The organism is Streptomyces sp. ISL-66 (genome assembly GCF_018614135.1).
Lineage (GTDB): Bacteria > Actinomycetota > Actinomycetes > Streptomycetales > Streptomycetaceae > Streptomyces.
In genome coordinates, this window is record NZ_JAGGOW010000160.1 from 327 (window position 1) to 26,453 (window position 26,127).

A 26,127-nucleotide genomic window follows, 5' to 3' on the forward strand; every position below is an offset into this window, starting at 1 on the left:
GGCGGCACCGGCACCGGCTTCGTCTACGACCAGCAGGGCCACATCCTGACGAACAATCACGTGGTGGCCTCCGCGGCCGCCGGCGGCAAGCTCACCGCGACGTTCTCGGACGGCAAGAAGTACGAGGCCGAGGTCGTGGGCCGCGCCCAGGGCTACGACGTGGCCGTCATCAAGCTGAAGACCCCGCCGTCCGGCCTCAAGCCGCTGCCGCTGGGCGACTCCGACAAGGTCGCCGTCGGCGACTCGACCATCGCGATCGGTGCCCCGTTCGGCCTGTCCAACACGGTCACCACCGGCATCGTCAGCGCCAAGAACCGCCCCGTCGCCTCCGGTGACGGCTCCGGCGGCAAGAACTCGTACATGAGCGCGCTGCAGACGGACGCCTCGATCAACCCGGGCAACTCCGGCGGCCCGCTGCTCGACGGCCGCGGCGCGGTCATCGGCATCAACTCCGCGATCCAGTCGGCCGGCAACGGCGGCTTCGGCGGCGGCCAGGCCGGCTCCATCGGCCTCGGTTTCGCCATTCCGATCAACCAGGCGAAGAACGTGGCCGAGTCGCTGATCAAGACGGGCAAGCCGGTCTACCCGATCATCTCGGTCTCCGTGGACCTCGCGGCCAAGACCGACGGCGCCAAGATCTCCGAGAGCGGAGCAGCCGCCAACGAGCTGGTCGATCCGAACGGCCCGGCCGGCAAGGCGGGCCTGAAGCCCGGCGACATCATCACCCAGCTCGGCGACAAGCCGATCGACAGCGGCCCGACCCTGATCAGCGAGATCTGGACGTACAAGCCGGGCGAGACGGTGAAGCTGACCTACCTGCGCGGCGGCAAGCCGACCACCGTGGACATCACGTTCGGCTCGCGGGTGGGCGACAAGTAAGGCGCTCGACTGGCTTGATGGAGAGGGGCCGCAGGCGGGATTCCGCCTGCGGCCCCTCCCAATATCTGCTTATGCTTCGAGGGTGTTCGACTCGCGGCACATACGGACGTTCCACGAGGTGGTCGCCTCCGGGTCCTACTCGGCCGCCGCCCGCGTCCTGGGATACACCCAGCCCGCGATCACCCAGCAGATGAAGGCGCTCGAACGGGCCGCCGGCACCCCGCTGTTCACCCGCGTAGGCCGACGCATGCAGCTCACCGAGGCAGGTGAGTCCATGGCCCGGCACGCCGAGTCCATTCTCGGCAGCCTCTCCGCCGCCGAGGCCCAGCTGAAGGCGTACGCCCGGCTGCGCACCGGCCGCGTCCGGCTCTGCGGCTTCCCCAGCGCCAACGTCACCCTCGTCCCGGAGGCGCTGAGCTGCCTGGCCAAGGACCACCCCGGCATCCAGGTCGAGCTGCTGGAGGGCGAGCCCCCGGACTCGCTGCGCAGGCTGGAGCGGGGCGAGTGCGACATCACCCTGGCCTTCACCTACCCCGGGCTGCACGAGGAGATCCCGGACGAGGTGGCCGAGGTCAAGCTGCTGGAGGACCAGCTGACGGTGCTGCTGCCGACCGGACACCCGCTGGCCCGGCGCCGGGCCGTCCACCTCGTCGACCTCGCCGAGGAGCGGTGGATCGCCGGCTGCCCGCGCTGCCGGGCGAACCTGCTGCACGAATGCGCGGAGCTGGGCTTCGTCCCCGACATCCGGTTCGCCACGGATGACAACCTGGTGGTGCAGAGCCTGGTGGCCCAGGGCCTGGGCGTCGCCATGATGCCCGCGCTGGTGCTGCCCTCGCTCTCGCTGACCAAGGTGTGCGGGCGGGCCCTGGAGCCGGCCGCGCGCCGCCACATCGGTGCCTACGTCTACCGCGACCACCTGCGGATCCCGGCGACGGCCGTGGTGCTGGACGCCCTGAGGCAGGCTGCGTCGAACCGGATCGGGTGTTGAGCGCCACCCCTCATTCATAAGCTGAGGTTGGGATTTCAGCGTCCAAATGTCGTTGGACGTGATGGGTCGCCTCCTCGACGCTCCCCTTATGACCACCACCACTCCGGCCCGCACGACCGCGAGGATGGCCGCCCTCGTCGCCGAGATACGCACGGTCGTCGACCGGGGGCTCGCCCCGGACCTGACCGCCTACCTGGTCGGCGAGCGCCTCGCCCCGCACCTGGGGATGCCCGGCCTGCTCGCCGCCGAGCAGCGCGAAGGGCACCCGGACCGGTACCGGCAGCACATCCTGCACGCGGAGCCGGACGGCAGCTTCTCGGTGGTGGCCCTCGTGTGGCTGCCGGGCCAGGAAACCGCGATCCACGACCACGTCTCCTGGTGCGTGGCCGGGGTGCACGAGGGCGAGGAGAGCGAACTCCGCTACCGCCTCGCCCCCGCCACGGCGACCGAGGCGGCCCGGCTGGTGGCCACGGAACAGGTGGTCAACGGCCCCGGTGACGTCTGCGGGTTCGCCCCGCCCGGGGACATCCACAAGGTCCGCAACTCCTGCCGCACGAAGGCGATATCCCTCCACGTCTACGGAGCCGACGTCGTCCGCCTGGGCAGTAGCGTCCGCCGCGTCTACACGCTCCCGTCCGACTGATGGCCCTCCTGAACCGCCCGGTGCGCGGGGCGGAACCCACGGAGCCGGTCGATGTTTCACGTGAAACATCCTCGCCGTGGCCCGGATTGGGACTGGCACTGGCCGGCGTGCTGGTGGCCTGGTCGGTCCACCGATTGGCCCCCTGGGTGCCGATGCTGACGGCGTCGGTCGTGCTCGGCATCGCCGCGGCCCACCTCCCGGGCCTACGGGGCTTCGTACGGGGACCCGCGCGCCCGGGCCTCTCCCTGGCCGGGAGGCGGCTGATGCGGATCGGCATCGTCCTGCTGGGCCTGGCGCTGGGCCTCGACCAGGTGCTCCGGCTGGGCTGGGCCACGGTGGCGATGGTGGCCGCCGTGGTCGCGGCGACCTTCCTCGGCACGCTCTGGCTCGGCCGCAGGCTGGGCCTCCCCGGGGACCAGCCGCTGCTGATCGCCACGGGGTACTCGATCTGTGGAGCCTCGGCCATCGGCGCGGTCAGCGAGGTGTCGGGCAGCGACGAGGAGGACGTGGCCTCCTCGGTCGCGCTGGTCACCCTGTGCGGCACCCTGGCCATCGCCGTACTCCCGCTGCTCCAGGCCCCGTTGGGTCTGTCCGATCCGGAGTTCGGCCGCTGGGTCGGCGCGAGCGTCCACGATGTCGGCCAGGTGGTGGCCACCGCGCAGACCGCCGGCCCGGGTGCGCTCGGCGAAGCGGTGCTGGTCAAGCTGATGCGCGTGGCGATGCTGGCCCCCCTCGTGGCCGCGGTGGCCTTCTCGGTGCGCGCCCGCAAGCGCGGGGTGCGCACGCCCTCGGGCCGCCGACCGGCGCCGGTGCCGCTGTTCGTGGCCGGGTTCCTCGCCGCAGCCGCGCTGCGCGCCACCGGGGTACTGCCCGACGTAGCACTGGAGTGGGCGCACACGGCCCAGGAACTGCTGCTCGCGGCCGCCCTGTTCGGGCTGGGCGGCGCGGTCAACCTCCCCACCCTCGCCCGCACCGGCGGCCGGGCCGCCCTGCTGGGGCTGGCGGCCTGGGTCGTGGTGGGCGGAGTCTCGTTCGCGGGCGTCCTGCTCACCGCGTAGGCCATCAACGGACGGGAGTTGGCCAATTCCTGGCCGGAACCGACCGAACGTTCCGACCGCTTCCTGACATCTCGTCTCCACCGTGCCACTCTGCGTCCGATCCGCACGGATCCGCACCGGTCCGCACCGACAACTCTTCATCCGGACACGGCAGAAGGAGTCATTGCGTGAATCGTCACCGCACGGCCCTATCGGTCTTACTCGCGGCGGGCGCCCTGCTCGCGGGCGCTCTGACGGCGGCCTCCCCCTCGGTCGCCGCGGACCAGCCCGCCCGGGGCTTCTGGACCGCCGAGCGTATGCGGACCGCCGCTCCGCTGGACATCACGGCGGCCCCGGGCGCGGTCGCCCGCACCGCACCCGCCGGACCCGCGTCCGCACTGGTCCCCACGACGATCGCCGCGACTCCCGCGGCCTTCCCGCAAGCGGGCGGCCCCTGGACGGGTGGCGGCGCGGTGGTCAAAACCTCGGGCCGGGTGTTCTTCACCTTCAACGGGAAGAACGCCTCCTGCTCGGGCGACTCGATCACCAGCGCCAACGGCAGCACGGTGATCACCGCCGGCCACTGCGTGAAGTATCAGGGCGCCTGGCACACCAACTGGACCTTCGTCCCGGCCTACGACAACGGGAACGCGCCCTACGGGCAGTGGCCGGCCACCAAGACCTTCGCGACCGACCAGTGGGTGGCGAGCGAGGACATGAACATGGACGTCGGCCTCGCGGTCGTCGCCCCGCTGAACGGCCAGAAGCTCAGCCAGGTCGTCGGCGCCCAGGGCATCGTGTTCAACGGCGGCTACAACAAGAAGATGTACGCCTTCGGCTTCCCCGCGGCGGCTCCGTACGACGGCACCAAGCTCGTCTACTGCAGCGGCAACACGGGGAAGGACTTCCTGCTGACCAAGGACCACAGCCTGCCCTGCAACATGACCGGCGGCTCCAGCGGCGGCCCCTGGTTCCAGGACTTCAACGAGGCGACGGGTCTCGGCACCCAGGTCTCGGTGAACAGCTTCGGCTACACCTTCCTGCCCAACCGCATGTTCGGCCCGTACTTCGGCCCCGAAGCGAAGGCGGCCTACGACAAGGCCCAGACCGCCTGACCCCCGAAATCCCCAGCGCCGCCCACCCCCACCGCCCGGTACTCTGTACCCGCCAGGTGGGTTGCCCGAGCGGCCTAAGGGAACGGTCTTGAAAACCGTCGTGGCAGCGATGTCACCGTGGGTTCAAATCCCACACCCACCGCACCACGTCAGCGAACCTGCTGACCAGAAGGGGTGCCCCTTGTATGGGGCACCCCTTTCGTGTGGGGCCTGTCTCACCTTGATCCGCCTCTGTCACGTTGCTGATCAGTGTCTGTGGACCAGGCGTGGACCAGGTGTCAGGAGTCATGGCGGAGCTTAGGCCAGCTTGCGCTCGATAACCTCGCGCACCTTCTCCGTCGCCTGCTCGTCGAATCCTGCGGACACCAGTTGGAAGCGATGGAGCTTCGGCCGCTGGCCATCCTGAAAGCCAGCGATTTTGCCGCCCTCGAAGTATCGGTCCGCGTCCTCCTGGACCTCTACGAGGCCGAAGCGATTCAGCATGCGGTGAGCCTCATAGGCGTCTTTACCTAGTCCGAACTGCAGCAGGCGGATGTCGCTTGCAGCGAAGACCGGCTGATGGCCGAACCGCGCATGCAGCCACGCGATCATCAGCAAGAACGCGAGTTCACTGTCTTCCAAGAGATGGATCCAGCCGTTGGTGAACAGTCCCGCTGGCAGGGTGAGGAGCAGCTCTCGCCCGTCCTGGCCGGGAACTGTGTAGCGATCCGCATTCTCTCCACCGCCGTACGGGGCGCCCTGTTCGTGCAGCAGTAGGAACCCCTCGTACTTGCCCACAGCCTTTGAAGCGTTCGGCAGATGAACGAGTTGTACTTCAGGGCTGGAGAGCCGGCCCAAGGCGTGTTGTAGCTGGCGTGCCTTCTTGTCCCGAATGCTCGCGTAGGTCTTCACGCCACCCCCTCGAACGGCGGGCGTGGCGAAAAGGTCAACCCAGCTGACCGTGTCTTGATCGTTTAGGGGCAGTGTGTTCGTGGGGCGCTCGCCGGGGGTGCGTGACTGCGCGACGAATGCTGCCGTGAGGAAGACCTTCAAGGCGATGCCGCGTGGCGACGCCAGCCGGGTGGCCGGCGGGCGTTCCTCCGATGAGGGCAGAAGGCGGTCGGAGGCGTCTCCTGAGACCGCAGCCGGGTCTGGGCGGAAGACGAAGCTGCTGCGAAGCACCAGCTGCTTGCCTGTCCTGACCTCCGCGATCCGCGTGGACACACGGTTGGCTTCAGCGGTGATCTTTTCCAGCTTGGCGTGGCGTGCGTGGAATCTCTTGAGCTCACTCGCGGACAGGGGAAACAGGTCGAAGAAGTTGACCATCGAGTTTGAACCCTTTGTTCTGAACCCCTTGATCCGCCTGTGAGAGCTCGCTGGCTAACTAGGTGTGCGTCACAGGCGGATCAAGCCGTGCTCGTAGTGTACTCGCCTCCGCGAGAAGAGCGCAGGCATTGTGGGAGTCGCAGCCCAAGAGGGCAGCCGGATCAGCAGTGTTGATGAGTGAGGTGGCCCCCGGGTACCAGCCGGGAGCCACCGCAAGCGGCGCTCTGATCCTCAGCCGGACAGCAGAGTGGGAGATACGCCGTTGTCGAGCGTACGCAGTCGTAGCAGATCAAATGAAGTGGAGCGGCAGCCGGAGCGCCTCCCCCTGAGGTGGGCAGTGATCATGGCAGTCGCAGGCGCGGCGTCGATTCCTGCTGCGGCAGTAGGCGGACTGCCTGCCGCCATCGGGACGTTCATCATGGTTGCCGGAGCACTTCACGTGATGATTGCGTAGCGCCAGCCCCCCGCGGATGGCTGGAGTATGCACTCCGACCATCCGCGAGGCGCTGTCGCCGTCGCGACCTACTTCGAACGCAGAGCGCGTTCGATCTGTTGGTTCGCGTGGTCCTCGTTGCGGCGGATCGCCTTGGCGTAGAGGCGGAACAGCACGGCGAGCGACCTCGGCCGGGGAGACTCCGGACTCCAGCCAGAGGGAGACGCCAGCGGCGCGGAGTCCGTATGGCACTTCAGCAAGCGGTGTCTTGGCCTCTTCCTTGGCGAGGACGGCACGGCGAGCGGCCTTCCAGATGTCTCCGTACTCCTTGCTGAGGAGACCGCCCCCACGAGCGGCACGGAAGAGCCGTCCGCCCTCCCCAGTGCCGAACTCCGCGATGTGGTTGCGGATCAGACGGACCAGGTCCGGGGGCATGGGCACCTCGCGGGTTGCCTTCCGGGCGCGCTTCTTGAGGCCCCGGGAGTCGTAGGACTCCCCCGAGTCGGTCCAGCCGGAGCCGACGCGCGGGGAGCTGGATGACAGGACGACTTGGCCCCAGCCTTCCTCGGGCAGGGTGAAGTCCGTTTCGCGGAGGGCCACCGCTTCGCCGGGGCGGGTGGCCGTGTAGTAGAGGCACCCGAAGAACGCCTTGAGGTGCCGACCACGGTCTCCCTGCTCGCCCACGGCGTCGATCAGTTTTCGGGCCAGGTCCGGGCCGGGGACGTAGCGGAAGTCGATCTCGTCATCCGTCTCGGGCGGCGTCCAGTCCACCTTGGTCAGGGGCAGAGAAGGCAGGCGGTCCATCTCGACGGCGTAGCGCAGGCAGTTGCTGAACACGGGCACCTTCCGGGTCACCGTGTTGTCCGCCGCAGCGGTCCCGTCCATCTTGCGGGCAAGCGAGTCCAGAGCAGACCACACGACCGTCGGCGTGTTCAGGGCCGCGATGTCCACGGACTTCCGGCCGATCCCGTCGAGGGCTGCCACGATGGCTTCGGGTGCTTCCTCGGCTTCGATCCGGGCGACGAGGTCGCCGTCCTGGTCGAGGACGAGGCGGAAGGCCCAGGAGTAGAGGGCGGTCCGCAGAATCCGGGGAGCGGGGGCACCGCGGTTGTCCTTCACCAGGCGCGGGGTGACCGTGGCGAGCGCGTCAGCGATGCTCGCGGGGTGCTTGGCCGAAGCGTTCGGCCACTTCATCGCCACGCTCGGAGCGTCGGCCGTCTGCCTGGGCTTTGATCTTGTAGCTCTTCGAGAACGGCTGTACGCCGACTCGCCAGCGCAGCTGATAAGCCGCAGCGCGGTCGGGGCGCTTGCGGATGCCCCAGATCTGCACGTCGAACGTCAGCACGCAGGCACCTCGCAACCCTCGAACCACGCGTCGAGATCGGCACGGCGGATGCGGATCTGCCCGTTGGGGAGCTTGAGGCAGCGGGGGCGCGTTCCCGCGAGCGCGGAGCCGGTAGAAGGCGGCCCGCGACATGATGAAAGTCTGCCCGAGTTGCCGGACAGCGTAAGGCCCCCTGCACATGCCCGACCCCAACCCGAACAGGACACCGGCCAAAGCCGCTCCGGCCACCGGCGTGGGCGAGGCGGAGGCTGTTCTTACAACGGCCAACGAGCGGACGGAAGTTGGCGTGCTCCATGTTGACGGACGGATCGTATCGGCGGGCCTCTTCCTGCTACGGTCATCCGTTCGCCGAGGAGGTCATGATGAACGGATCCCTGCCCGTTGCTGCCCAGGTGGATCTACGCCGTCAGCCGGTGGAAGACGTGCTGGAGCGCGTGGAAGAAGCCCTGCACGTGCGGTTGGTTCGGGAGGCCCTGGTGCGCAAGCGCCGTTCCTTGGGGGGTCCTACGGAGCGGGGCACGTGGGTGCGTATCGAGCGGCGGGGATTCGAGCGGATCGGCCCGCAGGGCTGGAACGGGACCGAGGCCGCTGCCGTGCTGCAAGGGGTCGCGATGCCCGCGTGGTACCAGGGCCTGGCGTGGCGCGAGCCGGGCGAGCCGGTGATGTGGCGCGCGGATGAGCTGGAGCTGATTGCATCGCCGTCTGTCGGCAAGGGCGCCCTGGTGCTCGAAGACCCGGGCCTGCCGGACGAATGGTGGGAGGCGCTGAACGCTTCGCTGGACGCGCTTGCCTCACAGCAGACGCCCCGGATCGCGACGCCGGACACGGTGACGATCACGCAGGACCAGGTGACCCAGACCCTCGGGGCGGTCTTCCCCGGGGTGGTCGATACGCGGATCGATCGGTGGGCGCCGGCTCATGCGGATCTGACCTGGGCCAACGTGATGGGACCGGAGTTCTCCCTCATCGACTGGGAGGACTGGGGCATGGCGCCCCGGGGCCTCGACGCCGCAACGCTGTGGGGCAACGCGCTTGCCGTCCCGGCGCTCGCGGACCGCGTCCACCAGGAGCGGCGTGCGGACTTGGCGAGCCGGGACGGCAAGCTGATGTCGCTGTTCTTCCTGTCGAAGATCGTCGGACCCTACGCGTACGAGGAGGATCCGCTGCTGGCGCCGGCCCGGAAGGAGGCCGAGCGCCTGGTGGCCGAGCTTCAGCTCTGACGGAGCCCGTGGAGGGCGCGCAGGTACTGACTGACGGCGGCGGTGTCCACCTCCGCGTTCAGGGCCTGGACCAACTGGGCCAGGTGCCCGGGGTCGTCGGTACCGACCGCCACCGCGGAGGCGGTGGGCAGGTGGAACGCGGTCCGGAACGCCGCCTGAACGCGGGACAAGCCATCGTGGGGCGGTCGGAGGAACGGGCGGGGGTCGAAGTCCTCCCATATCTTCCTGTGGCCGCCACCGAAGGGGTTCATGCCCCAGGTCTCGCCCGCCTGCCAGGCGGTGCGCAGGACGGTGGTGGCGTCGAGGGGGGCGATGCCCACGAGGAAACCGGCCCGGACCATGAGGACGTCCGGAGACGGAAGGTCCTCCAGCCGGACCATGCCGAGCGGACGGGGGTCCCAGGAAGCCACACCCCAGGCGCGGCACAGGCCGTCGCGGGCAGCGTCGGCCAGGGCGGTGCAGGCATGACCGAGGAGAGCGTGGCCATCGGTAGGGGACAGGCCCGCGAGGCTCCGTTCGGGGTTGTGGAGGAGCACGGTGTCAGGTTCCCTGCCGAGCTCCCGGGCCGCCCGCTCGACGGCCAGCCGCAGCCGGACCGGATCAAGGGAGTGCTCAGCACCTCCGGCGCTCGGGAAGAAGCCCACCTTCGTGGAGAGGGTGAACCTCGGCAGTAGATCGGCGGCCGTCTCGGCCAGCACCGCGTGCGAGCGGAAGCCGAAGTAGGGAGCTGCGGTGTCCAGGGCGGTGACACCGAGGTCGAGTGCGGCCGTCAGGATGTCGCGGTGGTGACGAGACCTGTGTAGGCCGAGGACAAGGCGGGGGTCAGCTCCGTGCACAGTTCCTCCTTCAGCAGGATCTCGGCGAGTTGTTCCACGTCCAGGCCCGTCTTCTCGGTGGCGTCGGCGATGTCGACGGGGTGGCCGCTCAGCAGCAGGGCGAGGGCGGGGTACGCCTTGCCGGCGAACGTGAGCTTCTTGCCCGCGGTGAGGACGTCCACGGTGTCGTGGTGCTGCTCGATCACGGGCTCGAAGTCGGTGACGCACACGACGGCCGCGGGCTTGCCGAACAGGCCGGTGGCCGGGACGTGCCGGGCGGCCAGGCGTTCCCGTTCGCGAGCATCGAAGAAGTCCTGCGGGGTCAGTTTCGTAGCCAGCTCGGCGACGGCGTCGGCCAGAAGTCGCTGCTGTCCCTCCCACTGGCCGGGGGAGTTCCAACGGCCCAGGTCGTACCGGAACAACTCCTGCGTGCGGGCCTGGTCGGCGAGCCAGGCCAGCCAGTTCACGCCGACGCGCTTCACGATGCCGAAGGTGGCGTGGAGGCTGTAGCCGTCGCCCTGGTCGTCGCGGGTGGCCTGGTGCCAGAAGCCGCGCGGGATGTGCATCACGTCACCGGGCTCCATGACGCCCTGCCACACGATTTCCTCGCTGGGCTCGGCGTTGGGGGCGGAGTCGCGGTACATCGGAACCCTGCGCGAGGTGCCGCGGACTTCCCAGCTCTTGCGGCCGGCGAGCTGGACGATCAGGGTGTCGTGGTCGTCCCAGTGGAGCCTGAAGCCACTGGCGTCCTGGGTGGTCAGGTAGGCGTTCACCTGCACCAGCTCGCGGGCCCACCACTGGAGCGCACGGCAGGTGGCCTCCATGGCCGGGTCGAAGGAGTCGACCTCGTCCAGGACCATGGTGCAGCCCTCGCGCATCAGCCCGCCGACGCGGCGCATGTCGGCCATAGGGATGGCCTGTCCCCGCCGGGTGACGGAGGGGTGGATGTAGCGGCCGGGGTGCAGTTCGGCCCCGTCCTGGAAGATGCGGAACTGGGGCGTGGTGACGCTGCGGCGCATCACCAGGTCCAGCAACTTCCTGGGGTTGAGCAGGCGATCGAGCAGATCAAGATCCTCGATCGTTCCCCGGGCGAAAGAGGCTCCGAGTTCCCTGGGGCCGTCCCAGCCGAGGGCCTTCTCCATTGCGGTGACGAAGTGGTGGTCCACGCGTTCCTCCGGTCTGCGTCATGAGAGCGAGGGCCGGGGGCCCGCCGTGGATGACGAGCCCCCGGTTCGCGCTGTGGTGTGCTGGTGGTGCTACTCCTGCGGGAGGTTCAGGCCGTCACGGTTCTCACCGTCGTCGCCCGCGGAGGTGCCGGTGGAGTCGGACTCCGCCGCCGCAGCGGTGAAGCGGTCCTGGACCTTGATCAGGCGCTCGACGCCGATCAGCAGGTCTTCCTTCTGCGCTGCCATGTGTGTCTCCATTTCCTGGACGTCCAGGGCCGACGGGTGCCGGCCCAGCCCCGATGGGGCGTCCCTGCCCAGCCCGGTTGTTTCCGGGATGGTAGGGAGACGGGGGTGGCGTGAGGCCACGGATCGAGCGAACGCGGAATTCGTGCCGGAGCCGGTTGCCGGTCAGCGGCCGGGATCACCGGCGATGGCCAGGGTGACCACCAGGACGATGACGACGGCGGCGTAGAGGAGCACGGCGAGCTGTTGGCGCCAGCCCCGCGGAGCTCGACCACGTACCCGGGAATCCCGTTCTAAGGGAGCTTTCAACGTTGGAAGGCGGCCACTATGCCGCCCCCGGCGTGATGGATGCCGGCTGAAGGGCACGGACCGACGACGAGGTACCGCCACAGCGGGGGCACTCGCACGGGGGGTAGCGGCCGGGGTTGCAGAGGATGTCGAACGGGTCGCCTTCCAGGACCCGCGTGCTCGGCGACCACGTCCGGCCCGAGTCCCGCGATACCCGGATGCTCATCAGGACGCGGGGTTCTATGCCCAGGTCAGGGGTTTCCCCGAGGGCCGTTCGCTGTGTGTCAGGAGTGCCCGCCGAATCGTTCAAGGCGGTCGTCCTCGGTCGCTTCACCATGTCCAGAAGGATCGCGATCAGGACGACGAGCCAGAAAGGCCCAGCGGATTACCCAACTTGGGTAACATCACGGTCGGTTGAGACCTTGAAGCGATCCGTAGTCCTCCTCCGGAGCGTGCCCGATGCCTGAGACACGTCGTGCGAAGGAACTACCAGTAAGTCTGCTCACTGAGCCCGAGATGATCGACGCGTGCCGCGTGCGCGACTTCGCGAGGGTCTTTCGCCTGGTCAAGACTCGGGCAGGCATCTACCCGTCGATGATCGCGCGGCAGTGCGAGCTGACGCCGAGCCGGGTGGGAGAGGTGATCGCGGGACAGCGGCAGCTCGTCCACATGGACGTGATCGAGCGGATCGCCGATGGGTTGCGCATCCCGGGGCACATGCTCGGACTTGCCCGTCGTACGTGGGAGACGCCGGCTGTCTTGGCCGTGGCTGAGCGGGAGAGGCCGGAGCTCGATCACCTGCCGGTTGGGCCAAAGCCCCTCAGAGCCTTACCAGGCGTGGAGGTGGACAGCATCCTGGCCCTGGCCGCCGGGACCAACCCGAGCCCATCCACACTGCACGCCCTGCGTTCTTCGATCGAGGACTACTGGCGTCGCGACGACGAGCACGGGGGTGAGACGCTCCGGCCCGCTGTCGTCGGCCAGCTGCGATACGTCGAGGGGCTACTGAAGGACCAGCGGCCGACGCCGATACAGCACGGCCTGTACGGCATCGCGGCGGAGCTGGCGCGGTTGACCGGGTGGACGTACTTCGATGCCCGGCAGTACCAGCAGGCTCGCGCGTACTTCTCGGAAGCTCTGCAACTGGCCCGGGAGATCGACGACCACCCATTCATGGCCAACGTGCTGGCGTGCATGAGCCTGCAAGCGACCTACCAGGAAAAGCCGGCGGACGCGCTCGCACTGGTGTCTGCCGCCCAAGACCAGGCCCGAGCGGCCATCGGTACGACGCCGAGAGTCCGGGCCATGCTGGCCATGCGTGAGGCGTTCGCCCAGGCGACCTTGGGCGACCGGACAGCGACCCACACCGCGATCTCTGAGGCGCACAGTCAGTACGACCGGATCAAGACGGACGACCCGGACCCGGCATGGGTGACGTACTTCGATGAGCCGAAGCTCATCGTGGACACGGGCATCGCGCACGGCCGTCTCGGCGAGGTGGCGATTGCCGAACCGTTGATCGCGGACGCGCTGGAGCGGGAGGACCCCGCGAACCAGCGGGGTAGGGCGTTCCATGCCTTCTGGTTGGCCCGTACGCAGCTCCAGCGGGGCAAGCTCGACCAGGCGTGCCACACGGCGATCGAGGCACTAGTGCCCGCCGCAGCAGTGTCGTCTGAGCGGGTGACCGGGCACCTTCGCGAGTTCTACGAGCAGCTTGCGCCGTATCGCGAGGTGCCGGCCGCAGTCGCCTTCGAGGCACGCCTACGAGCAATGCTTCCCCCGCAGGGTCAGCGCACCCCTGCGTCCATCAGGACGTAGAGCAGGCCGACGAGGGAGCCGCTGCTGACGATCTCGCGGCGGTCGATCATGCCCCGGACGTTCGCCAGGGGGATCCACTCGATCCGGTCCGACTCGTTCTTCTCGGTCGGCGGCCCGTCGTACGTGGCGCCGTCCGCGCGGAACAGGTGGTGCTGGGAGTCCGTGATGCCGTTCGCCGGTTCGGCGTAGATCAGCGGCTTCATCGGGCCCGGACGCCAGCCGGTCTCTTCGAGGACTTCACGGGCGGCAGCCTCGCCGGGCGTCTCGTCCGCCTCCACCAGGCCCATGGGCAGCTCCCAGGCCCACGCATCCGTGATGAAGCGGTGGCGCCACATCATCAGGACCTCCTGGCGGTCGTTGATCACGGCGGCCACGGCCAGGTGGCGGAGCTTGACGACGTGGTGTTCCCAGCGGTGCCCGTCCGGCGTCTCGACATCGGTGAGCCACAGGTTCACCCATGGGTTCTCGTAGATCGGACGTTCCCCGTGGATCTTCCACTGCATCGCTGCGGCCCCTCTCGATCGACCACCAGCATCGCAGAGCTGGGCTGAACTCCAGCTAGCTTCGGCCAAATTCACGTCAGAGTGACGACATCGGAGGCGGGGGAGAGGTGATCCCCAAGTCCAGTCCACAACAGCACTGCCGTCCAGCATGATGTGGACGCCAGAACATGGTCTTCGCGGAGAGTAGGGGTGGGTGCTGGGATGCCACTGTGGCTAACTCCGGTACTGGGCTTGGTCGGCGCATTCATCGGTGCTTCTCTGGCACCTTGGATGACATCGCATCTCGCGTGGCGCCGTGCTCGTCGGGAGGCGTTCAGCGCTGCGATCGCTGCGCTGCGGGTCGCTCAGGTGACTCGGCACTTTGCCAACGGAGTACCGGCTCACTACGTGGGCGGTGATCAAGCAACTGTCGAAGCCTTCAACCAGCGGCTCCGAGAGCGCGGGATCGACCGATTCGTTGATGCGATGCACGAGGCCAAGGTGGCACTTGCCAATCTGGAGCCGTTCTTCAAGGTCAGCGGCGACATCGATCGGTGGGAGATTACCGAGACGGACGCGGCACGCATGCTGGAGGAGCTGAATCGGGCTGGGTGACCGGGACCCTGCTGGTGGACCAGGTGTGGACCGCTATCGGCGGCGAGGAGCCCCGAGAGCGGGCAACGGGCAGGTCAGCCACGGTGAAGACGCTTCCCGCAGCACTCTCTTGAAAACCGTCGTGGCGCGAGTCACCGTGGGTTCAAATCCCACACCCACCGCAGGCGGGCCCGAGGCCCGGAACAAAAGGGGTGCCACCAGCCGGTGGCACCCCTTTTGCGCGCGAACCGGCTGTCGTCGACCTCCGCCCCCCTCTGTGTCTGTCCCCATGTGTCCCGGTCGGGCGCCTTCGGGTGTGCTCAGGCGGGCCGCGCGCCCGGAATCTGCAGGGTGGAAATCATGGCATTGGTTCCTTTGGGTGGTGTTTGTCGGAAGAACGGCGCGGGTCGTGGAGGCGCTGCGGTTGCGCTCGCATCATGACGAATGTATTCAGATCCGCCCGTCGGAACATCGCGAAATGAGGGAACCGTCATGGCTCACCGCAGCACCCCCACGTCGATCTGGACCACCTTCCTGGCAGCGCTCGTGGCGCTCTTCACCGCCCTCGGCTTCGGTGGCAAGGCCGCCCCGGCCGCCGCCGCTTCCGTCTCCTCCTCCCTCGCCCCCGCGGCCACCACCGTGACGCGGCCGGCCTTCATGGCCCGGCAGACCTGGCGGGCGATGATGCGGGGAGGTTCGCTTCCGCCCACCATCAAGCAGCGCATCCGCGCCGAGGCCCACGGCAAGACCCCGTCCGTCCGCAGCTCCAGGACCGCCGCCGCCCTCGCCACGGGATCCGGTTCGGGTTCCGCTTCCGGCTCCGAGTCGGGCTTCGGCTTCGGCCTCGGCTCCGACGGGACCGCTCGTACGGCCGCGGTCGCCGCAGCGAGCCGGGTCGGCGCCGCGCACAAGGAGATGGCGCTCGCCGCGTAGCCGTGCGGATGGGAGCGCAACTGATCGCAGCGCAACGGATCGAGCGCAGCGCAGCGGAGCGGCACGGCACGGAACGACTAGGACCGGACGAGCAGGACCAGACCGAGCAGGACCAGACCGAGCAGGACGCGGCGCAGCAGGACGCGACGTGGCACGACGGGTCGGACGCGGGCAGCCGCAGGACCCGTGCAGTACAAGCACGCATGACGCACCACGCATGACGCACCACGCACCACGCATGACGCACCACGCACCACGCATGACGCACCACGCATGACGCACCACGCGTGACGCATCACGCACCACATACGAGTACGACAGCAGGCGCTCGAGCCCGGTCGGTCGGTGTAAGCAGGCCGCGACCGCGGATCGCGCCGCGAGGGTGCCCCGGAGCGGGGCACGGTCGGATTGCCCCGGCGGGCGCCGGGGGCGCGTCGGGGGCGCGAAGCTTGGAGTTGCAGGGCCTCAGGCCCGGGAGACGGTGGGGTTCCCGGACGGCGCGGCCCTTTTCGGCATGTCCGGGGCCGGGCGGTTGCCGGAACGCTTCGCCCCTTGTGCAGCGGGGGTTTCGCCGCCCTTCGGGGGTGCTGGCCTGGAGCGGCGGGGGCGTGAAGGGGGTTTATCCGATGTTGGTCATGCTTGCGGGGGAATCGCGGGCTCCGGGGTGGTTCGCCGGGGATTCGGTGGGCAATTCTGATGTCGCGACGCCGCACAGCACGGAACGACCGAGACAGTCGGCCAACTGCCTTGGAGCAAACCCCACTTCGGTTTTCTGGAGGAAACAGACATGGCAAGCATCCGTACCGCCCGCGTCATCGCCGCCGTCGCCGCTCTCCCCCTCGCCGTCGCCCTCTTCGGCGGGGTGGCATCGGCCGACAACGGTGCCTTCGCGAACGACGGATCGAATGCGAGCGTCGCCAGCATCATCGGCAGCGGCGTGGGTGGCAGCAACCACGGCAACTCCTCCACCTCGCAGCAGGTGGCCACCGGATCCGGGGCGTCGAACCAGAACAACACCGCGCAGGTCAACGGCTCGGCCTTCACCGCGATCGAGCAGCACAACTCCACTATCGCGGTGAACTTCCACCCCTGGTGGTAACCGCGGCCTGAGCCGCCGCTGACTGTTGAGGGCGCTTGTGCGACCGGACCGGCTGGGGTCCGGTAGCGCAGGCGCCCTCGGGCGTTCCCCGCGCCACACCGCCCCCGCCCCGCCAGCGCCGCCCCGTCTCGCCCCCGCCCCGCCCCGCCCCGACGTCACCGCCACCGGCCTTGACATCCACGTGGAATCTGACGGACAGTCAGGTTCACATGATGATGTGATGCCGGGAGGCCAGCGCCGTGCACCTCGCCCCGACCGAAGGCCAGTTGAGGCTCCGCGCCGAACTGCGCGAATACTTCGGAGACCTGCTGCCGGACGGGGTGCCCGAAGACCCCTCCGAGCAGCGAGCACTACTGCGCCGCATCGGCGCCGACGGGCTCCTCGGCCTCGGCTGGCCCGTCGAGTACGGCGGCCGGGGCCGAGGCCCCGACGAGCAGTTCGTGTTCTTCGACGAGGCCTACCGGGCCGGTGCACCCGTCTCCATGGTCACCCTCAACACCGTCGGCCCGACCCTGATGAAGTACGGGACGCAGGAGCAGAAGGACTACTTCCTCCCCCGGATCCTCATGGGCGAACTCGTCTTCGCCATCGGTTACTCGGAGCCCGGGGCCGGCACCGACCTCGCCTCGCTGCGCACCAAAGCCGTGCGGGACGGCGGGGACTGGGTGATCGACGGCCAGAAGATCTTCACGTCCAACGCCCAGAACGCCGACTGGATCTGGCTCGCCTGCCGCACCGACCCGCAGGCCCCCAAGCACAAGGGCATCTCCATCGTCCTGGTGCCCACCGACGATCCCGGCTTCACCTGGACCCCGATCGAGACGGTCGGCGGCCTGACCACGACCGCCACGTACTACGACTCCATCCGCGTGCCCGCCGGCAACCTCGTCGGCCCCGAGCACGGTGGCTGGGGCCTGATCACCAACCAGCTCAACCACGAGCGCGTGGCCCTCGCCGCCATCGGCATGCAGGCCGAGGACTTCTACGGGGCCGCGCTCGACCACGCCCGCACCCCCGACCCGGTCACCGGCGAGCGCCCCGCCGACCGGCCCTGGGTGCGGTCCCGGCTCGCCGAGGCCCACGTGCGCCTCGCCGCGGTACGCCTCCTCAACTGGCGCCTCGTCCAGGACGTCGGTGCGGGCTCCCTGGCCCCCGGCGACGCGAGCGGCGTGAAGTTCCTGGGCACCGAGTCCACCGTCGAGGTGTACCGGATCTGCCAGGAGGTGGTGGGGGAGGAGGCCCTCGTACGGGCTCCCGGGCCCGGGGCCTTCGAGGGCGGCGAGCTGGAGCGGATGAACCGGGCCGCCCAGATCAACACCTTCGGCGGCGGCGTCAGCGAGGTCCAACGGGAGATCGTCGCGATGATGCGGCTCGGCATGAAGGGGAGGAAGAGATGACCCACGCAACCGGCGCGACCGGCGGTGCAACCAGCACAACCCCCAGTACAACCCCCAACACAACCGACGCGACCACCACACCCGATGCGACCACCACACCCGACGCGACCACCACACCCGACGCGGCCGACGAAGCCGCGGCAGCCCGCTTCCACGCGCTGCTGAAGGCCTTCGAGGGGCAGCCCGCCGCCACCGCCGGGCAGGGCAAGGACCCGGTCAACGAGCCGATGATCCGCCACTGGTGCGAGGCGATGGGCGATGCCGACCCCGCCTACACCGGGCCGGACGCCATCGCCCCGCCCACCATGCTCCAGGCCTGGACGATGGGCGGGCTCTCCGGTCACAGCGACCGCTCCGGCTCCTACGACGAGCTCTTCGCGCTGCTCGACGGCGCGGGCTGCACCTCCGTGGTCGCCACCGACTGCGAGCAGGAGTACCTGCGGCCGCTGCGCCCCGGCGATGCGATCACCTTCGACGCCGTCATCGAGTCGGTGTCACCTCGCAAGACCACCAAGCTGGGCACGGGCCACTTCGTGACCACCCGGATGGACGTCCGCGCGAACGGCGAACTCGCCGGGACCCACCGCTTCCGGATCCTCAAGTACGTCCCGGCGGCAAGGAGGGCCGCGCAGCCGTCCCCGTCACGGAAGAAGCCCGGCCCCGCCCAGCGTCCCCGCCCCGTGATCAACCGGGACAACCAGGGCTTCTGGGACGGTGTTCGGGACCACAAGCTGCTGATCCAGCGCTGCACCGCCTGCGCGACGCTCCGCTTCCCCTGGCTCCCCGGCTGCAACGCCTGCGCGAGCCCGGACTGGGACACGGTCGAGGCCTGCGGCGCCGGCACGGTGTTCAGCTACGTGGTCATGCACCATCCGCCCTTCCCGGCCTTCGACCCGCCCTACGCCGTCGCGCTCGTCGAACTCGCCGAGGGCGTCCGCATGGTCAGCAACATCACCGGGGTCCCCTACGACAAGGTCCGCATCGGACTGCCCGTGCGACTGGAGTTCCTGCGCGTGGACGAGGACCTGGAACTGCCCGTCTTCCGGGGAAGTGGGGCCTGATGGACTTCCGCCCCACCGAGGAGCAGGCCGCCGCGGCCGGACTCGCCGCCCAGATCTTCCGCGACCTCGCCACCCACGACCGCCTCGCGGCCGCCGGGACCGGCAGCGACGCCGAGCTGTGGAAGGCCCTCACCGCCGCCGGACTGACCGCCGCCGTCGAGGACGTCGGCCTGCTCGGCCTGGTGCTCCTGCTGGAGGAACAGGGCCGCACGACGGCGCAGGTCCCGTACGCCGCCACCTGCGTGTACGGGATCCTCACCCTGACCCGGCACGGCAGCGCCGCGCAACGCGCCCGGCTGCTGCCCGCCCTGGGCTCCGGCGACGCGGTGGCCACCGGGGCCTTCCCCCATCGCGGCCGGATCTCCGCTGCGCAGGACGGCCGGCTCACCGGAACGGCCCCCGCCGTGCCGTGGCTGCGCGAGGCCACGCACGTCCTGGTCCCGGACGCGGCCGGGGCCCTGTGGCTCGTACGGACCGACGCGCCCGGGGTGCACGCCTCGGCGGTGGAGACCACCGCTCCCTGGTCGGCCGCGAGCCTGACCCTGAGCGGCGCCGAGGCGGAGCGCATCGGCGGGGAGGGTGCCTACGCGGACGTGCTGGCCGTGGCCCGCACCGCCTTCGCCGGTCTCCAGGCGGGCGTCTGCGCGGGCTCGCTGGCCCGGGCGGTGGAGTACACCTCCACCCGCGAGCAGTTCGGCCGGCCGCTCTCCACGAACCAGGGCGTCATGCTGCGCGCGGCCGACGCGTACATGGACACCGAGGCGATCCGGGTCACCGCGTACGAGGCGGCCTGGCGGATCGACGAGGGGCTGCCGGCCGGGCACCACGCGCTGACCGCGGCCTGGTGGGCCTCGGAGGCGGGCAAGCGGGTCGTCCACGCGGGCCAGCACCTGCACGGCGGGATGGGGGCCGACCTCGACCATCCCGTCCACCGGCACTTCCTGTGGGGGCGCCAGCTGGACGCCTACCTGGGCTGCGGCAGCGAGCTGCTGGCCGAGCTGGGTGCGCTGCTGTCCGACGACGCACCCGAGGCACCCGACGCAGCCGAGGCACCCGACGCACCCGACGCGCCCGAGGCACTCAAGGCACCCGACGCACCCGAGGGGGACGGCGCATGAACATCGGCGACACACTGCCGCCGCTGGAGATACCGGTCACCCGCACGCTGATCGTCGCGGGCGCGATCGCCTCCCGCGACTACCAAGACGTGCACCACGACGCGGCGCTCGCGCGGGAGAAGGGCTCTCCGGACATCTTCATGAACATCCTGACGACCAACGGTCTGGTCGGCCGGTACATCACCGACCACCTGGGCCCGGCCGCCGTGCTGCGCAAGGTCGCCATCCGCCTCGGCGCCCCGAACTACCCCGGCGACACGATGACCCTGACCGGCACCGTCACCGCCCTGGACGGGGACACCGCCGAGATCCGGATCGTCGGAGCCAACGGCATCGGCCACCACGTCACGGGCACCGTCACGGTCACCCTTCCCGTCGGGGGAGGCATCCGATGAGCGTCCGCAACCGCGACGGACTCGGCGGCCGGGCCGCCATCGCAGGAATCGGCGCGACCGAATTCTCCAAGGACTCCGGCCGCAGCGAGCTCAAACTGGCCGTCGAGGCCGTGCACGCGGCCCTCGACGACGCCGGGCTCACCCCCGCCGACGTCGACGGCATGGTCACCTTCACGATGGACACCAGCCCCGAGATCACCGTCGCCCAGGCGGCCGGCATCGGGGAGCTGTCCTTCTTCTCCCGCATCCACTACGGCGGCGGCGCCGCCTGCGCCACCGTGCAGCAGGCCGCCCTCGCCGTCGCCACCGGGGTCGCGGAGGTCGTGGTCTGCTACCGCGCCTTCAACGAGCGGTCCGGCCGCCGCTTCGGCTCCGGTGTCCAGCAGCGCGAGCCCTCGGCGGAGGGCGCGGCGCTCGGCTGGTCGCTGCCCTGGGGGCTGCTCACCCCGGCCTCCTGGGTGGCGATGGCCGCCCAGCGCTACCTGCACGCGTACGACCTCACCCCGGAGGCCTTCGGCCACGTCGCGGTCACCGACCGCCGGCACGCCGCGAACAATCCGGCCGCCTATTTCCACGGCAAGCCCATCACCCTCGCCGACCACGCCGCCTCCCGCTGGATCGTCGAGCCGCTGCGGCTGCTGGACTGCTGCCAGGAGACGGACGGCGGCCAGGCCATCGTCGTCACCACCGCCGAACGGGCCCGCGACCTGAGGCAGAAACCGGCCGTGATCACGGCGGCCGCGCAGGGCGCCGGCCGCCGCCAGGAGGGCATGACCTCCTTCTACCGGGACGATCTGACCGGGCTGCCCGAGATGGACGTGGTCGCCCGCCAGCTGTGGCGGACCAGCGGCCTGCGGCCCTCGGACATCGACGTCGGCATCCTCTACGACCACTTCACCCCGTTCGTGCTGATGCAGCTGGAGGAGTTCGGCTTCTGCGAGCCGGGAGAGGCCGCCGATTTCGTGGCCGCGGACGCGCTGCCGCTCAACACCCACGGCGGTCAGCTCGGGGAGGCGTACCTGCACGGGATGAACGGCATCGCCGAGGCCGTGCGCCAGCTGCGCGGCACCTCCGTCAACCAGGTCGCCGGCGCCTCGCACACCCTGGTCACGGCGGGTACCGGGGTGCCGACCTCCGGCCTGATCCTCGGCGCGGACGGCTGATCGCCGCGGCACCGCCGCTCGGGGCCGAGCCCCGCCTCCTCCACCTTCAGGAGGTGGGGAGGCCACCGGCCCTACAACCTGAGGCGGACCCGGCTTCGGCACTTCCGGCCGATTCCGAGCGGCGCTCGCGCTCCTAGCGTGGATGCATGACCACGCCTGTGTGCACGCTCGCCTCGCATCCGACGCCGTACCCGTCGTTCTCGGCGTACGTCCGGACCCGCGGCACGGTCCTGATGCGGACCGCGCGCTCGCTCACGGCCAATCCGTGCGACGCCGAGGACCTCCTCCAGACCGCGCTCGCGAAGACGTACGTCGCCTGGGACCGCATCGAGGACCACCGGGCCCTGGACGGATACGTGCGCCGGGCCCTGGTCAACACCCGCACCAGCCAGTGGCGCAAGCGCAAGGTGGACGAGTTCGTCTGCGACGAGCTCCCCGAGCCCGGGGAACCGCCGGCCGGCGACCCCGCCGAGGCGCAGGCGCTGCGCGACGCGATGTGGCGCGCGGTGACCCGGCTGCCGGACCGGCAGCGGGCGATGGTCGTCCTGCGGTACTACGAGGACATGAGCGAGGCGCAGACCGCCGAGCTGCTCGGGGTCTCCGTGGGTACGGTCAAGAGCGCCGTCTCCCGGGCGCTGGGCAAGCTTCGTGAGGACCCGGAACTGACCCCGGTCCGCTGAACGGGGCCCGTGCCGCACTCGTTCCACACCCGTCCCGCGCCAGTTCCGCGCGCCCGCTCCGGCGACGTTTCACGTGAAACGCCGCCCCCTCCTATTCCGACCCGCCGGTGTTTCACGTGAAACATGGCCCCCTCCGCACCCCGCCCCCCGTCGTTTCACGTGAAACACTGCGGCGTTTCTACCGCTGGGTAGTGACATGCCGACCGGTACGTGCGCAGAATCGGCAGCATCCGTAGCCGCCGCAGCGCCGCAGCGCTCACCGGGAGGACGCTTTGCTGAGCACGATGCAGGACGTACCACTCCTCGTCACCCGCATACTGCAGCACGGGATGACGATCCACGGGAAGTCCCAGGTCACGACCTGGACCGGGGAGGCCGAGCCGCATCGCCGCAGCTTCGCCGAGATCGGGATCCGCGCCACCCGCCTGGCCAATGCCCTGCGCGACGAGCTGGGAGTCCAGCAGGACGACCGGGTCGCGACCCTCATGTGGAACAACGCCGAGCACGTGGAGGCGTACTTCGCGATCCCCTCCATGGGGTCGATCCTGCACACGCTGAACCTGCGGCTCCCCCCCGAGCAGCTGGTCTTCATCGTCAACCACGCGGCCGACCGGGTCGTCCTGGTCAACGGCACCCTGCTGCCGCTGCTCGCGCCCCTGCTGCCGCACCTGCCGACCATCGAGCACGTGGTCGTCGCGGGCGTCGGCGACCGTTCCGTGCTGGAGGGCCTCGACGTGCGCGTGCACGAGTACGAGGAGCTGCTGGCCGGCCGCGCCGACACCTACGACTGGCCCGAGCTGGACGAGCGCCAGGCCGCGGCCATGTGCTACACCTCCGGCACCACCGGGGACCCCAAGGGCGTCATCTACTCCCACCGCTCGATCTACCTGCACTCGATGCAGGTCAACATGACCGAGTCGATGGGCCTGACCGACCGTGACACCTCCCTCGTAGTGGTCCCGCAGTTCCACGTCAACGCCTGGGGCCTGCCGCACGCCACCTTCATGACCGGCATCAACATGCTGATGCCGGACCGCTTCCTGCAGCCCGCCCCGCTCGCCGAGATGATCGAGCGGGAGAGGCCCTCGCACGCGGCGGCCGTCCCGACCATCTGGCAGGGGCTGCTGGCCGAGGTCACCGCCAACCCGCGCGACCTCAGCTCGATGAAGCAGGTCACCATCGGCGGCTCGGCCTGTCCGCCGTCCCTGATGGAGGCCTACGACAAGCTCGGCGTCCGCGTCTGCCACGCCTGGGGCATGACCGAGACCTCTCCGCTGGGCACCATGGCGCACCCGCCGGCCGGGCTGAGTGCCGAGGAGGAATGGCCCTACCGGCTCACCCAGGGACGCTTCCCGGCGGGCGTCGAGGCCCGTCTGGTGGGCCCCGGTGGTGACCACCTGCCCTGGGACGGAGAGGCGGCGGGAGAGCTGGAGGTCCGTGGCACCTGGATCGCCGGCGCGTACTACGGCGGAGTGGCCGGCGAACCGGTGCGCCCCGAGGACAAGTTCAGCGGGGACGGCTGGCTCAAGACGGGCGATGTCGGCGTCATCAGCCCCGACGGCTACCTCACCCTCACCGACCGGGCCAAGGACGTCATCAAGTCCGGCGGCGAGTGGATCTCCAGCGTGGAGCTGGAGAACGCGCTGATGGCGCACCCGGAGGTGGCGGAGGCGGCGGTCGTCGCCGTCCCCGACGACAAGTGGGGCGAGCGGCCGCTGGCCACCGTGGTCCTGAAGGAGGGCGCCACCGTGGACTACGCGGGGCTGCGCGCCTTCCTCGGCGGGTCGATCGCCAAATGGCAGCTGCCGGAGCGCTGGGCGCTCGTCGGGGCCGTGCCGAAGACGAGCGTGGGCAAGTTCGACAAGAAGGTGATCCGCAAGCAGTACGCGGACGGCTCCCTCGACGTCACCAAGCTCGACTGAGCAGCGCCAGGGCTACTGGCCCCGCGTGAGCCACGGCCGCAGCAGCTTGCTGACCGCGGGCATGGCCACGTAGGTCATCAGGGTGCTGAAGACGACGGCGAAGGCGGCCGTCCGCAGGACGAAGTGCAGATCCACCAGGTACGGCCCGAGCAGCGCGTTGCCCGCAAGCGAGATCGGGAAGATGGCCAGCCCCGAGCTGATCGCCATCTTCCACCGCGGGGGCGCGGGCCGGGCCGTACCCGGTTTCGCGAACCAGGTCTCCATGCCGTGCAGTTCGCGCCGGGCTATCTCCGTGTGGTGGTGCCCCAGACAGTTGGAGAACCACGCGGCGCGTTCCGTGGAGTCCTGCCACCGCCGGAGGGCCGCTTGGTCGCGGAAGCGGTGCACCAGGAACCACGGCCCGCCGGACACGGCCGGGCGGAACAGCCCGTACCCCAGATGGTCCGGGAAGGCCGAGGCGGTCTCCAGGATCCCGTGGGCCCAGGCCTCGAAGTCCTCCTCGTGGCCCGGGTCCACCTGTCGGGCGATGAGCAGGCTGACCTCCCCGTTGTCCGCGGGGACGGTCTGCTCGCTCGTTTCGGTGATGGCCATGCGGCCAGGATGAACTAGTTGGTTCCGATCTTGGCCAGCAGGTCCACGATGCGGCCCTGGACATCGGCGGTGGTGGACCGCTCGGCGAGGAAGAGCACGCTCTCGCCCGAGGCCAGGCGCGGCAGTTCGGCCGGATCGATCCCGGTGGCCGTGTAGACGACGAGCGGGGTGTGGTTCAGCTGCCCGTTCGCGCGCAGCCAGTCCACGATCCCGGCCCGGCGGCGGCGCACCTGCATCAGGTCCATCACCACGAGGTTGGGCCGCATCCGCGAGGCCAGCTCCACGGCGTCCGTGTCCGCGTCGGCCCGGGCGACCTGCATGCCGCGCCGCTCCAGGGCGGCGGTCAGCGCGATCGCGATCTCGTCGTGCTCCTCGATCAGCAGCACCCGGGAGGGGTGCTGTTCGCTGTCGCGCGGCGCGAGCGCCTTGAGCAGGACGGCCGGATCGGCGCCGTACGCGGCTTCGCGCGTGGTGTGCCCCAGTCCGGCCGTGACCAGGACGGGGACCTCGGCGGCCACCGCGGCCTGGCGCAGCGATTGCAGGGCGGTCCGGGTGATCGGACCGGTCAGCGGGTCCACGAACAGCGCGGCGGGGAACGCGGCGATCTGCGCGTCGACCTCCTCGCGGGAGTGGACGACCACCGGGCGGTATCCGCGGTCGCTGAGCGCCGCTTGCGTCTGTACGTCGGGGGCGGGCCACACCAGGAGCCGGCGCGGGTTGTCCAGCGGCTCGGGCGGCAGCTCGTCGTCCACGGGGCGCGGCACGGGCCGGTTGACCACCTCGACGGCGCCTCCGGGGCCGTCCAGCGGTTCGGGACCCTCGTCGGAGCCCGCCTCGGGTGCTCCTATGGCGAAGGCGCGGCCCTGGGGCGCGGGCTCAGCGAGGCGCCGGCGGCGGCCGGAGCCGTTCGTGTCGGTCGAGATGCCCTGGCCGAGGGTGCCCAGCGCGCGGACGCTGATCGGGCCGCCGGCGGCTTCCGCCGGGGTGTCCTGCGGCTGCCGGGCTCCGGGTACGGCGATCTGCCCGGCCGCGGCCGCGGCCTCGTCCTCGGTGGCGGTGCGCGCCGCCGGAACCGGCCAGGCCTGGGTGGCGGGCAGCGCGCGCCGCCGCCCGGTCGGGTGCGTCTCGGGGTCTACGGGGCCCTGCGCCCCCGCGTCCGACTGCCCGGCGGGGACTTCGGGTTCGGCCACGGGCGAGCCCAGCACCCGGCGCCCGCGCCGCCCGCCCGGGGCTTCGGCGTCGGCCTCGGCGGGAGCGGAGGCGGAGCCGGCCGTGGAAGGTGCCTGCGGAAGCCGCGGAGGCTGCGGTGCCTGCGGGCCCGGGGCGGGAGTCGGGCCGGCGGGCAGCGCGAAACCGCCCTCGGGGGCGATGGGCCGCGGCGCGGCGGGGGCCGCGAG

26 protein-coding genes, 1 tRNA gene and 2 pseudogenes are annotated in these 26,127 nt (G+C 70.3%); 18 read left to right on the forward strand and 11 right to left on the reverse strand.

Annotation, left to right across the window (positions count from 1 at the left end; genetic code table 11):
* The 6 genes from J7E97_RS28750 to J7E97_RS28775 all read left to right on the forward strand — a co-directional run.
* On the forward strand, positions 1-879 hold an 879-nt coding region (locus J7E97_RS28750; protein WP_215033316.1), incomplete at its 5' end, for a S1C family serine protease.
* 82 nt (positions 880-961) lie between these two features.
* Complete coding sequence (locus J7E97_RS28755) at positions 962-1,867, forward strand: LysR family transcriptional regulator (protein ID WP_215033319.1); 906 nt, start codon at positions 962-964, stop codon at positions 1,865-1,867.
* Between the two features lie 88 nt (positions 1,868-1,955).
* Positions 1,956-2,510: a cysteine dioxygenase family protein gene (locus J7E97_RS28760; protein ID WP_215033322.1), complete on the forward strand. Its 555-nt coding sequence runs from the start codon at positions 1,956-1,958 to the stop codon at positions 2,508-2,510.
* The gene (locus J7E97_RS28765; RefSeq protein ID WP_215033325.1) at positions 2,510-3,568 is read left to right on the forward strand and encodes a YeiH family protein; all 1,059 of its coding nucleotides are present in this window, start codon (positions 2,510-2,512) and stop codon (positions 3,566-3,568) included. Before J7E97_RS28760 ends, J7E97_RS28765 begins: the two co-directional genes overlap by 1 nt.
* Before the next feature lie 167 nt (positions 3,569-3,735).
* Positions 3,736-4,662 carry a serine protease gene (locus J7E97_RS28770; protein ID WP_215033328.1) on the forward strand — a complete coding sequence of 309 codons (927 nt, stop codon included), beginning with the start codon at positions 3,736-3,738 and terminating at the stop codon, positions 4,660-4,662.
* Between the two features lie 55 nt (positions 4,663-4,717).
* Positions 4,718-4,804: transfer RNA gene (locus J7E97_RS28775), tRNA-Ser, on the forward strand.
* A 155-nt stretch (positions 4,805-4,959) separates the two neighbouring features.
* Here J7E97_RS28775 and J7E97_RS28780 read toward each other — a convergent pair.
* From J7E97_RS28780 to J7E97_RS36310, 4 genes and pseudogenes are all read right to left on the reverse strand, one after another.
* A complete protein-coding gene (locus tag J7E97_RS28780; RefSeq protein ID WP_215033330.1) occupies positions 4,960-5,967 on the reverse strand; it encodes a hypothetical protein in 1,008 nt (335 codons plus the stop codon).
* A gap of 289 nt (positions 5,968-6,256) precedes the next feature.
* Positions 6,257-7,600, reverse strand: coding sequence for a site-specific integrase (locus J7E97_RS28785; RefSeq protein WP_285428802.1), 1,344 nt, complete (start codon positions 7,598-7,600; stop codon positions 6,257-6,259).
* Positions 7,548-7,745 (reverse strand): hypothetical protein, encoded by a 198-nt coding sequence (locus J7E97_RS36725; RefSeq protein ID WP_285428804.1) that lies wholly within the window; start codon positions 7,743-7,745, stop codon positions 7,548-7,550. Before J7E97_RS36725 ends, J7E97_RS28785 begins: the two co-directional genes overlap by 53 nt.
* A pseudogene (locus J7E97_RS36310) lies at positions 7,739-7,925 on the reverse strand (helix-turn-helix transcriptional regulator). Before J7E97_RS36310 ends, J7E97_RS36725 begins: the two are co-directional and overlap by 7 nt.
* A gap of 182 nt (positions 7,926-8,107) precedes the next feature.
* Here J7E97_RS36310 and J7E97_RS28790 point away from each other — a divergent pair.
* On the forward strand, positions 8,108-8,965 hold the full coding sequence (locus J7E97_RS28790) for a hypothetical protein (RefSeq protein ID WP_215033333.1): 858 nt from the start codon (positions 8,108-8,110) through the stop codon (positions 8,963-8,965).
* Here the strand turns inward: J7E97_RS28790 and J7E97_RS28795 are convergent.
* The 4 genes from J7E97_RS28795 to J7E97_RS28810 all read right to left on the reverse strand — a co-directional run bounded on the left by J7E97_RS28795 (position 8,956) and on the right by J7E97_RS28810 (position 11,498).
* Positions 8,956-9,801 carry an aldo/keto reductase gene (locus tag J7E97_RS28795; RefSeq protein WP_215033336.1) on the reverse strand — a complete coding sequence of 282 codons (846 nt, stop codon included), beginning with the start codon at positions 9,799-9,801 and terminating at the stop codon, positions 8,956-8,958. The genes J7E97_RS28790 and J7E97_RS28795 overlap by 10 nt on opposite strands.
* Positions 9,735-10,946: a cupin domain-containing protein gene (locus tag J7E97_RS28800; protein ID WP_215033339.1), complete on the reverse strand. Its 1,212-nt coding sequence runs from the start codon at positions 10,944-10,946 to the stop codon at positions 9,735-9,737. The genes J7E97_RS28795 and J7E97_RS28800 overlap by 67 nt, the downstream gene beginning before the upstream one ends.
* Positions 10,947-11,036: 90 nt before the next feature.
* Complete coding sequence (locus tag J7E97_RS28805) at positions 11,037-11,192, reverse strand: hypothetical protein (protein WP_215033384.1); 156 nt, start codon at positions 11,190-11,192, stop codon at positions 11,037-11,039.
* Positions 11,193-11,354: 162 nt separating this feature from the next.
* Positions 11,355-11,498 (reverse strand): hypothetical protein, encoded by a 144-nt coding sequence (locus J7E97_RS28810; protein WP_215033342.1) that lies wholly within the window; start codon positions 11,496-11,498, stop codon positions 11,355-11,357.
* A gap of 438 nt (positions 11,499-11,936) precedes the next feature.
* Here J7E97_RS28810 and J7E97_RS28815 point away from each other — a divergent pair, with 438 nt between their 5' ends.
* Positions 11,937-13,295, forward strand: a complete 1,359-nt coding sequence (locus tag J7E97_RS28815) for a helix-turn-helix domain-containing protein (RefSeq protein WP_215033345.1) — start codon at positions 11,937-11,939, stop codon at positions 13,293-13,295.
* Here the strand turns inward: J7E97_RS28815 and J7E97_RS28820 are convergent.
* Positions 13,265-13,798 carry an NUDIX hydrolase gene (locus J7E97_RS28820; RefSeq protein WP_215033348.1) on the reverse strand — a complete coding sequence of 178 codons (534 nt, stop codon included), beginning with the start codon at positions 13,796-13,798 and terminating at the stop codon, positions 13,265-13,267. The two genes, J7E97_RS28815 and J7E97_RS28820, sit on opposite strands and share 31 nt — an antisense overlap.
* A 231-nt stretch (positions 13,799-14,029) precedes the next feature.
* Here J7E97_RS28820 and J7E97_RS28825 point away from each other — a divergent pair, with 231 nt between their 5' ends.
* The 10 genes from J7E97_RS28825 (at position 14,030) to J7E97_RS28870 (ending at position 24,139) form a co-directional block, all read left to right on the forward strand.
* Positions 14,030-14,392: a hypothetical protein gene (locus J7E97_RS28825; protein WP_215033351.1), complete on the forward strand. Its 363-nt coding sequence runs from the start codon at positions 14,030-14,032 to the stop codon at positions 14,390-14,392.
* Positions 14,393-14,863: 471 nt separating this feature from the next.
* Positions 14,864-15,304, forward strand: coding sequence for a DUF6344 domain-containing protein (locus tag J7E97_RS28830; RefSeq protein ID WP_251055319.1), 441 nt, complete (start codon positions 14,864-14,866; stop codon positions 15,302-15,304).
* Positions 15,305-16,091: 787 nt separating this feature from the next.
* Positions 16,092-16,403: a hypothetical protein gene (locus tag J7E97_RS28835; RefSeq protein ID WP_215033356.1), complete on the forward strand. Its 312-nt coding sequence runs from the start codon at positions 16,092-16,094 to the stop codon at positions 16,401-16,403.
* A 239-nt stretch (positions 16,404-16,642) separates the two neighbouring features.
* The gene (locus J7E97_RS28840; protein ID WP_215033358.1) at positions 16,643-17,800 is read left to right on the forward strand and encodes an acyl-CoA dehydrogenase family protein; all 1,158 of its coding nucleotides are present in this window, start codon (positions 16,643-16,645) and stop codon (positions 17,798-17,800) included.
* Complete coding sequence (locus J7E97_RS28845) at positions 17,797-18,861, forward strand: bifunctional MaoC family dehydratase N-terminal/OB-fold nucleic acid binding domain-containing protein (protein ID WP_215033361.1); 1,065 nt, start codon at positions 17,797-17,799, stop codon at positions 18,859-18,861. Before J7E97_RS28840 ends, J7E97_RS28845 begins: the two co-directional genes overlap by 4 nt.
* Positions 18,861-19,979 carry an acyl-CoA dehydrogenase family protein gene (locus tag J7E97_RS28850; RefSeq protein WP_215033364.1) on the forward strand — a complete coding sequence of 373 codons (1,119 nt, stop codon included), beginning with the start codon at positions 18,861-18,863 and terminating at the stop codon, positions 19,977-19,979. Before J7E97_RS28845 ends, J7E97_RS28850 begins: the two co-directional genes overlap by 1 nt.
* Positions 19,976-20,374, forward strand: coding sequence for a MaoC family dehydratase (locus tag J7E97_RS28855; RefSeq protein ID WP_215033367.1), 399 nt, complete (start codon positions 19,976-19,978; stop codon positions 20,372-20,374). Before J7E97_RS28850 ends, J7E97_RS28855 begins: the two co-directional genes overlap by 4 nt.
* A complete protein-coding gene (locus tag J7E97_RS28860; protein WP_215033370.1) occupies positions 20,371-21,537 on the forward strand; it encodes a lipid-transfer protein in 1,167 nt (388 codons plus the stop codon). The genes J7E97_RS28855 and J7E97_RS28860 overlap by 4 nt, the downstream gene beginning before the upstream one ends.
* A 146-nt stretch (positions 21,538-21,683) precedes the next feature.
* Entirely contained in the window at positions 21,684-22,217 is a 534-nt protein-coding gene (locus J7E97_RS28865) for a SigE family RNA polymerase sigma factor (RefSeq protein ID WP_215033373.1), read from the forward strand.
* 272 nt (positions 22,218-22,489) lie between these two features.
* Positions 22,490-24,139, forward strand: a complete 1,650-nt coding sequence (locus tag J7E97_RS28870; protein ID WP_215033375.1) for a long-chain fatty acid--CoA ligase — start codon at positions 22,490-22,492, stop codon at positions 24,137-24,139.
* Positions 24,140-24,151: 12 nt separating this feature from the next.
* Here J7E97_RS28870 and J7E97_RS28875 read toward each other — a convergent pair whose 3' ends face one another.
* Together J7E97_RS28875 and J7E97_RS28880 are read right to left on the reverse strand one after the other, a co-directional pair.
* Complete coding sequence (locus J7E97_RS28875; protein WP_215033378.1) at positions 24,152-24,730, reverse strand: antibiotic biosynthesis monooxygenase; 579 nt, start codon at positions 24,728-24,730, stop codon at positions 24,152-24,154.
* A 14-nt stretch (positions 24,731-24,744) separates the two neighbouring features.
* Positions 24,745-26,127 (reverse strand): annotated as a pseudogene (locus tag J7E97_RS28880) (hypothetical protein); the annotation flags it as partial.

Coding starts and splice junctions, on each gene's coding strand:
- J7E97_RS28760 (WP_215033322.1), top strand. CDS start 1,956: ATGACCACCACCACTCCGGCCCGCACGACCGCGAGGATGGCCGCCCTC.
- J7E97_RS28765 (WP_215033325.1), top strand. CDS start 2,510: ATGGCCCTCCTGAACCGCCCGGTGCGCGGGGCGGAACCCACGGAGCCG.
- J7E97_RS28780 (WP_215033330.1), bottom strand. CDS start 5,967: ATGGTCAACTTCTTCGACCTGTTTCCCCTGTCCGCGAGTGAGCTCAAG.
- J7E97_RS28790 (WP_215033333.1), top strand. CDS start 8,108: ATGAACGGATCCCTGCCCGTTGCTGCCCAGGTGGATCTACGCCGTCAG.
- J7E97_RS28805 (WP_215033384.1), bottom strand. CDS start 11,192: ATGGCAGCGCAGAAGGAAGACCTGCTGATCGGCGTCGAGCGCCTGATC.
- J7E97_RS28815 (WP_215033345.1), top strand. CDS start 11,937: ATGCCTGAGACACGTCGTGCGAAGGAACTACCAGTAAGTCTGCTCACT.
- J7E97_RS28820 (WP_215033348.1), bottom strand. CDS start 13,798: ATGCAGTGGAAGATCCACGGGGAACGTCCGATCTACGAGAACCCATGG.
- J7E97_RS28830 (WP_251055319.1), top strand. CDS start 14,864: ATGGCTCACCGCAGCACCCCCACGTCGATCTGGACCACCTTCCTGGCA.
- J7E97_RS28835 (WP_215033356.1), top strand. CDS start 16,092: ATGGCAAGCATCCGTACCGCCCGCGTCATCGCCGCCGTCGCCGCTCTC.
- J7E97_RS28845 (WP_215033361.1), top strand. CDS start 17,797: ATGACCCACGCAACCGGCGCGACCGGCGGTGCAACCAGCACAACCCCC.
- J7E97_RS28850 (WP_215033364.1), top strand. CDS start 18,861: ATGGACTTCCGCCCCACCGAGGAGCAGGCCGCCGCGGCCGGACTCGCC.
- J7E97_RS28855 (WP_215033367.1), top strand. CDS start 19,976: ATGAACATCGGCGACACACTGCCGCCGCTGGAGATACCGGTCACCCGC.
- J7E97_RS28860 (WP_215033370.1), top strand. CDS start 20,371: ATGAGCGTCCGCAACCGCGACGGACTCGGCGGCCGGGCCGCCATCGCA.
- J7E97_RS28865 (WP_215033373.1), top strand. CDS start 21,684: ATGACCACGCCTGTGTGCACGCTCGCCTCGCATCCGACGCCGTACCCG.
- J7E97_RS28875 (WP_215033378.1), bottom strand. CDS start 24,730: ATGGCCATCACCGAAACGAGCGAGCAGACCGTCCCCGCGGACAACGGG.